The 10,919-nt window shown below is 67.8% G+C and carries 6 protein-coding genes; 1 reads left to right on the top strand and 5 read right to left on the bottom strand.

The features are described 5' to 3' along the window. Positions 1-218 precede the first annotated feature (218 nt). Positions 219-2,660, bottom strand: coding sequence for a glycogen/starch/alpha-glucan phosphorylase (locus ACWPW1_RS17665; RefSeq protein ID WP_454253569.1), 2,442 nt, complete (start codon positions 2,658-2,660; stop codon positions 219-221). Between the two features lie 316 nt (positions 2,661-2,976). On the opposite strand from ACWPW1_RS17665, the gene ACWPW1_RS17670 reads away from it, so the two are divergent. Continuing rightward, positions 2,977-3,723 (top strand): SDR family oxidoreductase, encoded by a 747-nt coding sequence (locus ACWPW1_RS17670; RefSeq protein ID WP_454253570.1) that lies wholly within the window; start codon positions 2,977-2,979, stop codon positions 3,721-3,723. 3 nt (positions 3,724-3,726) lie between these two features. Here ACWPW1_RS17670 and ACWPW1_RS17675 read toward each other — a convergent pair whose 3' ends face one another. The 4 genes from ACWPW1_RS17675 to ptsP all read right to left on the bottom strand — a co-directional run bounded on the left by ACWPW1_RS17675 (position 3,727) and on the right by ptsP (position 10,757). Then, positions 3,727-5,082, bottom strand: coding sequence for a chloride channel protein (locus ACWPW1_RS17675; protein WP_059315936.1), 1,356 nt, complete (start codon positions 5,080-5,082; stop codon positions 3,727-3,729). Between the two features lie 73 nt (positions 5,083-5,155). Continuing rightward, entirely contained in the window at positions 5,156-6,913 is a 1,758-nt protein-coding gene (locus ACWPW1_RS17680) for a PTS fructose-like transporter subunit IIB (protein WP_454253571.1), read from the bottom strand. Further along, positions 6,910-7,878, bottom strand: a complete 969-nt coding sequence (gene pfkB, locus ACWPW1_RS17685; protein ID WP_454253572.1) for a 1-phosphofructokinase — start codon at positions 7,876-7,878, stop codon at positions 6,910-6,912. The genes ACWPW1_RS17680 and pfkB overlap by 4 nt, the downstream gene beginning before the upstream one ends. Further along, positions 7,875-10,757 carry a phosphoenolpyruvate--protein phosphotransferase gene (gene ptsP, locus ACWPW1_RS17690; protein ID WP_454253573.1) on the bottom strand — a complete coding sequence of 961 codons (2,883 nt, stop codon included), beginning with the start codon at positions 10,755-10,757 and terminating at the stop codon, positions 7,875-7,877. The genes pfkB and ptsP overlap by 4 nt, the downstream gene beginning before the upstream one ends. Between the last annotated feature and the right edge of the window lie 162 nt (positions 10,758-10,919).

Raw genomic sequence — 10,919 nt, forward strand, 5'->3', positions numbered from 1 at the left:
AGCTCAAAGGCTTAAGGGTGGATACGGCTTGCCATCCTCCCCCGATGATCAGTCGGGGACTATGACCTCGCAAAGGGGCCGTAGTCGAGATACAAGGTTGGGTTGAGCACAGCGAAGCCCAACGTCGCCTCGGGGACCGGCAATGTTGGGCTTCGACGATGGAGCCGTCTCAACCCTACCTACGGTCTATCGCCGCCGTGGCCGCGAAACGTACTCGGCTACAACGCCCTCCAGATCTCCGTGGCGTATTCGCGGATGGTACGGTCCGACGAGAACCAGCCCATGCTGGCGGTGTTGATCACCGCCGATTGCCACCACTTGTCCGGCTGCTGCCAGCGGGTTTCGACCTGGCGTTGGGCATCCCAGTAGGCGTCGAAGTCGGCGCAGACCAGGAAGCGGTCGTGCCAGGTCAGGACGTCCAGCAGGCTGTTATAGCGCGCCGGTTCTTCGGGCGAGAACTGGCCGGCACGCAACCCGGCCAGTACCTGGGCAAGCCGGGGCGAATTCTCGATGATGTCCGAGGAGATGCCACCACTGCGCTGGCGCTCTTCCACCTCGGCCGCCTTGAGGCCGAAGATGAACATGTGCTCTTCACCGATCAGCTCGCACATCTCCACGTTGGCGCCGTCCAGGGTGCCAATGGTGAGGGCGCCATTGAGGCCGAACTTCATGTTGCTGGTGCCCGAGGCCTCCATGCCGGCAGTGGAAATCTGCTCGGACAGATCCGCCGCCGGGATGATGACCTCGGCGAGGCTGACGTTGTAGTTGGGCAGGAAGACCACCTTGAGCAGGTCGCGGGTCAAGGGATCGTTGTTGACCACCTTGGCCACGTCGTTGGCCAGCTTGATGATCAGCTTGGCCTGGTGATAGCTGGCCGCAGCCTTGCCGGCGAAGATCTTCACCCGCGGCGTCCAGTCGCCATTGGGGTTGTCGCGGATGGCCTGGTAGAGGGCAATGGTCTGCAGCAGATTCATCAGCTGCCGCTTGTACTCGTGGATACGCTTGATCTGGACGTCGAACAGCGCGCCGGGATCGAGATCGATCTCCATCCGCTGCTTCACCAGACCCACGAAGGTGTCCTTGTTGCGCTGGCGCTGCAGGGCGAAACGCTCGCGGAAGTTGCTGTCGTTGGCATAGGGCTTGAGGTGCGGCAGGGTCTTTTCGGGGTCGTGCAGCACGCCCTGACCGAGGGTATCCACCAGGAGGTCGGTGAGCGCCGGATTGGCCTGGTGCAGCCAGCGGCGAAAGGTGATGCCGTTGGTCTTGTTGTTGATGCGATCCGGATAGAGCCGGTGCAAGGAGCGGAAGACCGTCTTGCGCATCAGGTCGGTATGCAGCCCGGACACGCCGTTGATGCTGTGGGAGCCGAGGAAGGCGAGATTGCCCATGCGTATCCGGCGGCCCTGGCTTTCGTCGATCAGGGAGACATAGGAGATCATGGCGCCATCGGTCTCGCCGCGGGCGCGCAGGGAGTCGAGGAACTGGGCGTTGATCAGGTAGATGATCTGCATGTGCCGCGGCAGCAGACGCTCCATCAGCTGCACCGGCCAGGTCTCCAACGCCTCGGGCAGGAGGGTGTGGTTGGTGTAGCTGAGGGTGCCGACGGTGGTGCTCCAGGCGGCGTCCCAGGGAATGCCGTGGAGGTCCACCAGCAGCCGCATCAGCTCGGCCACGGCGATGGCCGGGTGGGTGTCGTTGAGCTGGATGGACACGTGCTCGGGCAGGCTGAGCAGGTCGTTGTGCTGCTTGAGATGGCGGCGGGTCAGGTCGGCCAGGGAGGCGGCGACGAAGAAGTACTCCTGGCGCAGGCGCAGCTCCTGGCCGGCTTCGCTGCTGTCGGCGGGATAGAGCACCCGCGAGATGCTCTCGGCGCGGGCCTCGTTGGCCACGGCACCGACGTGGTCGCCGGCGTTGAAGGTTTCCAGGTGGAGGATCTCCAGCGGCCGCGCACGCCAGAGTCTCAGGGTATTGGCGCCCTCCCCGCCCCAGCCGATCACCGGGGTGTCATAGGCCACCGCACGGATGCGCTCGCCGGGCGTCCACACCTGGCGCCGCGGATCGCCTTCGCCATAGGGGGCGACATGGCCGCCGAAGCCGATCTCGTACACCACCTCGGCGCGTTCGAATTCCCAGGGGTTGCCGAAATCCAGCCAGTTTTCCGGTTGCTCCAGCTGGAAGCCATCGGCGATCACCTGGCGGAACAGGCCGTGCTCGTAGCGAATGCCGTAGCCATGGCTGGCGATGCCCAGGGTGGCCATGCTCTCCATGAAGCAGGCGGCCAGGCGACCCAGGCCGCCGTTGCCCAGGGCGGCGTCCGGCTCCAGCCCGCGGATACGCTCCAAGTCGACACCCAGGTCGGCCAGGGCGCGGCGGGTCTCTTCGAGGATGCCGAGGTTGGATAGGCTGTCGATCAGCAACCGACCGATGAGGAATTCCAGGGAGAGGTAGTAGACCCGTTTCTGACCGGTGCGATAGGCGTCGCGGGTGCGACTCATCCAGCGATCGACGATGTAGTCGCGGGCCACCAGGGCGGTCGCCTGGAACCAGTCGTGGTCGAGGGCGTTGTCGGGATCCTTGCCGACGGCGTAGGTAAGCTTGGAGAGAATGTTGGTACGGAGCGCGGAAACTTCGTTGGGCGAGATGAAGCGGGGTCTTGTCATCAGGATTGACCTCTGCAAGCGCTTGAGCTTTGTCTGAAAAGTACCTGCGCATCGGTGATGCTGCGTTAAAAATCAACTCAGAATGCTCATTTACCGCTCGTAAACTGCGCTTCTTCGCTGATTTTTGCCTTGCCTCACCTTCACTCGGTGACTTTTCAGACAAGCCTGGGAATCAGATCGCGAAGTGGCCGCGGATAATGCGGCGCGTGCCGTTCGCCTTACTTTTAGGCGAAACGAAGGGGACGTCCAAGCTTTTTTCGACCCATCAGACGGTTAGACGTTACCCCTCTCCTCTCTCTAGACCGAGGTTTCCATCATGCGCAAGACCCTGCTCATCACCGGCGCGAGTCGCGGTATCGGCCGTGCCACGGCCATTGGCGCCGCCGCCCGCGGCTGGAATGTCGCCTTCAACTATCGTCAGGATGAGGCCGCGGCCCAGGCCACCCTGGCCGAGATCGAAGCCCAGGGTGCGGAAGGGTTGGCCGTGCGTGCAGACGTCGCCGATGAAGCCGAGGTGCTGGCACTGTTCGAGCGCACGGTGGCGCGCTTTAGCGGGCTGGACGGCTTCGTCAACAACGCCGGTATCGTCGACCGCTCGCAGCCGCTGGTGGAGATGAGCGCCGAGCGGTTGCGGCGGATGTTCGAGGTCAACGTCTATGGTGCCTTTCTCTGCGCCCGCGAGGCGGCCCGCCACCTTTCCCGCGAACGGGGCGGTCGCGGTGGCGCCATCGTCAACGTCTCGTCCATCGCCGCGCGCCTGGGCTCGCCCAACGAATATGTCGACTACGCTGCCAGCAAGGCGGCGCTGGATACCCTGACCCTTGGCCTGGCCAAGGAACTCGGGCCCCACGGGGTGCGCGTCAATGCCGTGCGACCGGGCGTCACCCTCACCGACATCCACGCCAGTGGCGGCCAGCCGGGACGCGCCGAGCGCCTGGGCGTGACTACTCCGCTGGGCCGCGCGGGTGAGGCCGAAGAGATCGCGGCCGGCATCCTCTGGCTGCTGTCGGACGAGGCCTCCTACACCACCGGCGCGCTGCTGGACATCGGTGGCGGGCGCTAGGGCCTAGTTCCGCCGGGGCGTGAGGGCATTGAGCACCTGCTGCGACAGCGCATGGTAGAGCGGCACCGGCATCAGCCAGCCGGAAACGGCAGCGGCCAGCAGGCAGGCCGCCAGCACCGGCAACGCCATGTCCGGGCTATGGGCCAGCTCCAGGGTGATGACGGTGGCGGTCAGCGGCGTGCGGGTGACGCCGGCGAGATAGGCGGCCACCCCCAGCAGGGCGCATTGCGCCAGGCTGATACCGGGCAGCCAGTCGACCAGCCAGGGCCCCAGGGCCGCACCGACCGCTAGCGAGGGCGAGAACAGGCCACCCGGCACCCCGGCCAGATAGGAAACGACGTTGGCGAGGAATTTCCATAGCAGGAAGTCGCCCCCGGTCACGGGTTCGCCGGCCAGGATGGCATGGGTCTCGGCATAGCCGGTACCGAACACATGCTGACCGGAGATCAGCCCCAGGGCCGCCAACACCAGCCCGCAGCCTGCGGCGAAGGCGACCGGGCGCCGACCACGCAGGGCGTTGAGGCGACCGAGCCAGCCCTGGTCGGTGGGCAGCACCAGGCGACCGTAGCAGCCACCCAGCAGTCCACCGACGACCCCGATGACGGCTACCCCGATCCAGCCCAATCCCCAGGTCAGGCGCAGATCCAGGGCGCCGAGGTAGCTGTAGGGGCCGACGATACCCAGGGTGACGATGCCGCCGAGCAGTACGGCGGTGAGCACCAGGCCGCTGAAACGCTGCTCGAAGGTGTGAGTCAGCTCCTCGATGGCGAAGACCACCCCGCCCAGGGGCGTGTTGAAGGCCGCGGCGATTCCGGCGGCGCCGCCGGCGAGGATCAGTCCGGACAGGGTTCTGCGCCCGTGCAACCCGAGGCGCTTGCCGAAGCCATAGAGCAGGGCCGCGCCGACATGAACGGTGGGCCCTTCACGCCCCACCGAGCCGCCCACCAGCAGGGCACCGGCGGTAAGCAGCAGCTTGGCGAGGGCGATGGGCGGCGCCAGCAGGCGCGCACGCAGGTCCGCTTCGGGTCGTTCGAGGGTGGCGATGACCTGGGGAATGCCGCTGCCGCGGGCATCGCGCAGCGCGCCTTGCGTCAGCCAGACCAGCAGCGCAAAACCCAGGGGTGTCACCAACCAGGGCCAGATCGCACTGTGCTGCAACATCTTCTGAAAGAGGCCGAAGGAGGCATCGGCCAGCCAGGCGAAGGCCAGACCGGCCAGACCCACCAGCACCGCGCCGACCCAGAAAGCGATGCGCTGGCGCCACTGGCGCAGCCGACGCCGTCGGCGATGGCGCAGCAGATGCAACCGACGCCGGGCGGCGACTTCGGGATCGGTATCGGGAAAGACGGGATCGGACATGGAAACGAGGGCACCAGGAGGCGGAAGCCTCCCAGTGTAACCTCTTGTTACCGCGGTATTACCAGCGCCTGGATCAGGCGGCAGGTACCAGCTCCGTTGCCGCTTCGTGACGCTTTAGCACCGCGTAGATGACGCCGGTCACCAGACTGCCGGCCGCGATGGCCGCCAGATACAGCCAGGCATGGCTGATGGCATTGGGGATCAGCAGCACGAAGAGGCCACCGTGCGGCGCCATCAGCTTGCAGTTGAACAGCATCACCAGGGCGCCGGTAAGGGCCCCGCCGATCACGCTGGCCGGGATCACCCGCAGCGGGTCCTTGGCGGCGAAAGGAATCGCGCCTTCGGAGATGAAGCACAGGCCCAGCACCGAGGCTGCCTTGCCCGCCTCGCGCTCGCTCTGGGCGAACTTGTGCCGCGCCAGCAGGGTGGCGATGCCCATGCCGATGGGCGGCACCATGCCAGCAGCCATGGTGGCGGCCATAGGCCCGTAGGTCTTGGACGCCAGCAGGCCGACGGTAAAGGCGTAGGCAGCCTTGTTGATCGGGCCACCGAAGTCGATGCACATCATGGCGCCGAGGATCAGGCCGAGCAGCACGGCGTTGCTGGTGCCCAGGTTGTTGAGGAAGTCGGTGAGACGACTCAGGGCGCCGGCCACCGGGGTGCCGACCAGATAGATCATCACCAGGCCGACGATGAGGCTGGCGAACAGCGGGATGATCAGGATCGGCTTGAGCGCCTCGACGCTGGCGGGCAGGCGAACGTGCTGGGCGATGGCCTTGGCCACGTAGCCGGCCAGGAAGCCGGCGATGATGCCGCCAATGAAGCCGCTGCCCAGACTGGCCGCCAACCAGCCGCCGATCATGCCGGGTGCAAGTCCCGGGCGGTCGGCGATGGAATAGGCGATGTAACCGGCCAGTACCGGTACCATCAGCTTGAAGGCCGAGTCGCCACCGATCTGCATCAGGGCCGCCGCCAGGGTGCCCTGCTCCTTGAAGGCCTCGATGCCGAAGACAAAGGACAGCGCGATCAGCAGACCGCCCGCCACCACCATCGGCAACATGTAGGACACCCCGGTGAGCAGGTGCTTGTAGACACCCGCACTCTCTTTCTTCGCGGGCTTGGCGCCGTCGCCCGCTGCCGGCGCGGCGCTGCCGGCCAGGGTCTCGCCTTCGGCCAGGGCCTTCTTGATGGTCGCCTCGGGTTGCTTGAGCGCCACACCAGTCCCACAGCGATAGACGCGCTTGCCGGCGAAGCGCTCGACGTTGACCTCGATGTCGGTGGCCAGCAGCACCACGTCGGCCTCGCGGATGGCCTCGGCCGGCAGCGGATTGCGCGCCCCCACCGAGCCCTGGGTTTCCAGATGCAGGCGATAACCAAGCTTCTTGGCCGCGTTCTGCAGCGCCTCGGCGGCCATAAAGGTATGGGCGACCCCGGTCGGGCAGGCGGTGATGGCCACCAGCCGTGGCGTCTCGCTGGCAGTGGCCGACGCGCTCGGCGCAGCGCCAGTGGCGGCTGGTGCCTGCTCCAGCACCTTGGCTTCGCTGGTGGCACGTTGCAGGAAGGCATCGACGTCGCGCAGGGCCTCTGCCGGGGCGGCGCGGTAGACGCGCTTGCCGACGAAGCGCGACAGATCGACTGCGCCGGTGTGGACCACCACCACCAGTTCGGCGCGGGCCACCTGGTCGTCGGTCAGCAGGGTGGCCTCGGGGCCGTCGTGGATCTCGACGCTGGTGGTCCAGCCGCGGCGCTGGGCGGCGGCGTCCAGCAGACGTGCGCTGAGCACGCTGGTGACCATGCCGGTCGGGCAGGTCGTGACGATAGCGATGTTCATGGGGTTACCCCTGATTCTTGTTCTAACGGAAAGTCGGGAAGGACACGCACCTGCACCTGCTCTTCAAAGATGGCGAGTTGCGCGGGATCGTTAATGCCGAAGCCGATCTGGGTGACCGCCAGGGCCGCGATGGCGGTGGCCGTGGTCAGGGTGCGTTCCGGCGACTGGCCAGTGAGCAGGCCGTGCAGCATGCCGGCCAGCAGGGAATCCCCTGCGCCAACGGTGCTGGCCACGGTGACGGTGGGCGGCTGCGCCTCCAGGGTCTGGGCGCCATACCAGCGCACGCCGTCGGCGCCCTGGGAGATCACCAGGTGCTCGATGCCCAAGGCGCGCAGCTGTTCGACCAGCAGCGCCTGCTCGGTAGCGGTCTCGGCCGGGGCACCACAGGCTTCGGCCAGCTCTTCGGTATTAGGCTTGATCAGCCAGGGGCCGGCGGCCAGGGCGGCACGCAAGGCGGCGCCACTGGTATCCAGCGCCACCGGCAGGCCCAGCGACTTGAGGCGCCCGACCAGGGCGGCCAGCCACTCGGGGGTCACCCCGCGCGGCAGGCTGCCCGCCAGCACCACGGCGTCATGGCCGGGGGCCAGGCGATCCAGGGTTTCCAGCAATTCCTGCTGGGCGGCAGCGGACACCTCCGGGCCAGGCCCGTTGATGTCGGTGATGCGGCCAGCCGCCTCGGCCAGCTTGAGGTTGCTGCGGGTCTCGCCGGGCACCCGGACAAAGGCGTCGGTGAAACCGCGACGGGCGAACAGGGCCTCGAAGGCGCCGGCGTTGTCGGCACCGAGAAAGCCGCTCACCGTCAGTTCGTGGCCGAGATCGGCCAGCACCTGGGCGACGTTGATGCCCTTGCCGGCGGCATGGACGATCACCGCCTCGCTGCGATTCACCGCGCCAGGCTTGAGCGCCGGCAACTGCACGGTGAGGTCCAGCGCCGGGTTGAGGGTCAGGGTGAGGATGCGGCTCATCGCAGGGCCTCCACGCTTTGCCGGACTTCGTCGGCGGTGGCCAGTTCCAGGGCTCGCGCAGCGCAGGACTGCACCAGGCGCAGTTCCAGTTCACGCACCCGGGCCTTGACCAGCGGCACACTACGCGCCGAGACCGACAGCTCGTCCACGCCCAGGCCGACCAGGACCGGCACCGCCAGGGGATCGGCCGCCAGCTCGCCGCAGACGCCCACCCACTTGCCGTGGGCATGGGCGGCGCGCACCGTCATGTCGATCAGGCGCAGCACGCTGGGGTGCAGGCCATCGGCCTCGCCGGACAGCAGCGGGTGGCCGCGATCGATGGCCAGGGTGTATTGCGTCAGGTCATTGGTACCGACGCTGAAGAAGTCCACTTCCGGAGCCAGCACCGGCGCCAGCAGCGCGGCCGAGGGCACCTCGATCATGATGCCGACCTGCAGATCGGTGGTGGGGATCTCCTGGCGCAGGCGGTCGAGCACGTCGCGCGCCTGGCGCCACTCCTCCACCCGCCCGATCATGGGGAACATGATCCGCAGCGGCCGACCATCGGCGGCCTTGAGCAGGGCGCGCAGCTGGGTTTCCAGCAGTTCCGGGCGGCGCAGGGTCAGGCGGATGCCGCGAATGCCGAGGAAGGGATTCTCTTCCGGCGGCAACGGCAGATAGGGCAGCGGCTTGTCGCCGCCGACGTCCAGGGTACGGACCACCAGCGGCTTGCCGGCGAGACCATCCAGCGCGCGGCGGTATTCCTGCTCCTGGGTCGCCTCATCGGGCGCAGCGTCATGGCTCATGAACACCAGCTCGGTACGCAGCAGGCCGACGGCTTCGGCGCCCTGCTCCACCGCGGCGGCGGCCTGGGCGGTGTCGCCCAGGTTCACGGCGATCTCGACCTGATGGCCGTCGCGGGTGGTGGCGCTTTCGAAACGGCGGGCCTCGGCGGCGCGACGGCGCTCGGCCTGGACCTCGCGCTCACGCTGCACGGCTTCGATACGACTGGCATCCGGAGCGATTTCCAGGGTGCCCTTGTCGCCATCCAGCAGCAGCACGCTGCGTGGCGCCAGATCCAGCACGCGGCGCCCAGCGCCGACGATGGCCGGAATGCCCAGGGCGCGGGCGACGATGGCGCTGTGGGAGCTGGCGCCGCCGCGGGCGGTGAGGATGCCGCAGACGCGCTCGCGATCCAGTCGGGCGACATCGCCCGGGCCGACCTCGTCCATCACCAGCACATAGGGTTCTTCGGGTTCGCGGGCGGATTCGACGCCACACAGCTGGGCCAGCACCCGGCGACCAACGTCGCGCAGATCGGCGGCGCGTTCGGCGAGCAGCCGATCGTGCAAGGCCTCCTGCTGGCTGGCCGCCGCTTCGATCTGGGCATCCCAGGCAGCCGCGGCGCTGGCGTTGGCCTTGAGCCGGGCCGTGATGCCCTGCTGCAGGTCCGGGTCTTCCAGCATCTCCAGGTGGGTCAGGAAGATCTCGCGCAGGGCACTGGCCTCGCTGCGCGCGATAAGCGCTTCAATATCGGTGCGCACCACGGCCAGGGCGGTATCCAGCCGCTGCCGTTCAGCGGCGGCGCCTTCCCCGGTGGCGGGATAGTCGAATTGCTGGGGCGCCACCACATGGGCTGGCCCCACGGCCAGACCCGGTGCGGCGGCCACCGCCTGGGCGTGATCGCCCGGGGCCAGCGGCAGTTGTTCGGAGGGGTCCACCAGGCTGATGGCGGTGACCCGGGCGGCAGCGGCCGTTGCCGGGGCGCTGGCGGTGACCGGCTCGACCTCTTCGCCAAGACCAGCCTGCACCGCGCCGATCAGATCGTTGAGCGCGGCTTCGGCTGGGGTACCGGGTTCGACCAGGAATTCCAGGGTCTGGCCGCGCCGAGCACCCAGGGCCAGCAGGCGCGACAGGCTCTTGGCCGAAACCGGGGCGCCCGCGTCGACGCGCACGCGGATCTCGCCGTCATAGGCCTTGGCCAGACGCGCCAGCTCCTTGGCCGGACGGGCATGCAGGCCATGGGCGTTGGCCAGCACCACCTGGGCGCTGGGCCAGTCGGGGGCCACTTCGCCCCCCAGAGCCTGGAGCACGGCACGACGCGAGGTGGCCTGGGCCAGTTCCTGACCACGGCCGGCGACGAGCAGATCGCAGAGACGTTCGAGCAGTGCGCGATGGCCCTCGCCGAGGCTGGCCAGGCAGAACAGGCCACGCACCGGCTGGTCCTCGAGTTGCAGGGTCTGGAGCGGGGTGACGAACGCCAGACCGGGACGCTTCACGGCGGTTTCGCTGTTCAGCCACCAGAGGCCATCGCCCAGGGGCAGCGGCTGGCTGGCCTGCAACGCACCGGCAAAACCGGCGCCCACGCATTCCATGTGCTTGAGCATGCGCGCACCCTGCCAGGCCAGGTCTTCCAGGTCCTCGGCGTCGATGGCCAGCTGGACCAGTTCTTCGTCCAGCGCCAGCGCCTGAGGCGCGCCCTGCAGCAGATCGAGGATCTGCTGGGGCTCGCGGGCATCGCGCAAGGCCTGTTGCAGGTCGCTTTCGCCCAGGGCGCGGGTCAGCAGCTGCAGGATGCGCAGGTGTTCGTCGGATTTGGCGGCGATGGCGATGGCGAGGTAGGTCAATTGACCGTCGCCCCAGTCCACCCCGTGCGGAAACTGCATCATCCGTACGCCGGTGACATGCACCTGGTCGCGGGTCTGAGGCGTACCGTGGGGAATGGCGATACCCTGGCCGAGGTAGGTGGAGCCCTGGGCCTCGCGGGCCTTGAGCCCCTCGAGATAACCCGGGGCGACCAGGCCATCGGTCACCAGGGACTCGGCGAGCATGGCCAGGGCGGTCGCCTTGTCCGGCGCCTGCTGGGCCATGCGGATATGCTGGGCATTGAGTTCGAACATGGAAGGATACCTCCGGCGCCGCGCGCCCGATCCTGGCGCCGTGCCTTTCTTGTAATAGATGCTTGCCGGCTCGCTCAGCCCTGCAATCGCGTCGGGAGAGGCGTGGCAGGGCCCTTGGCAGATTCGTGCCAGCCCTCGGACAACAGAAAGCTGAAACGTTTC

The sequence above is a fragment of the Pseudomonas sp. Marseille-Q7302 genome (assembly GCF_965111925.1).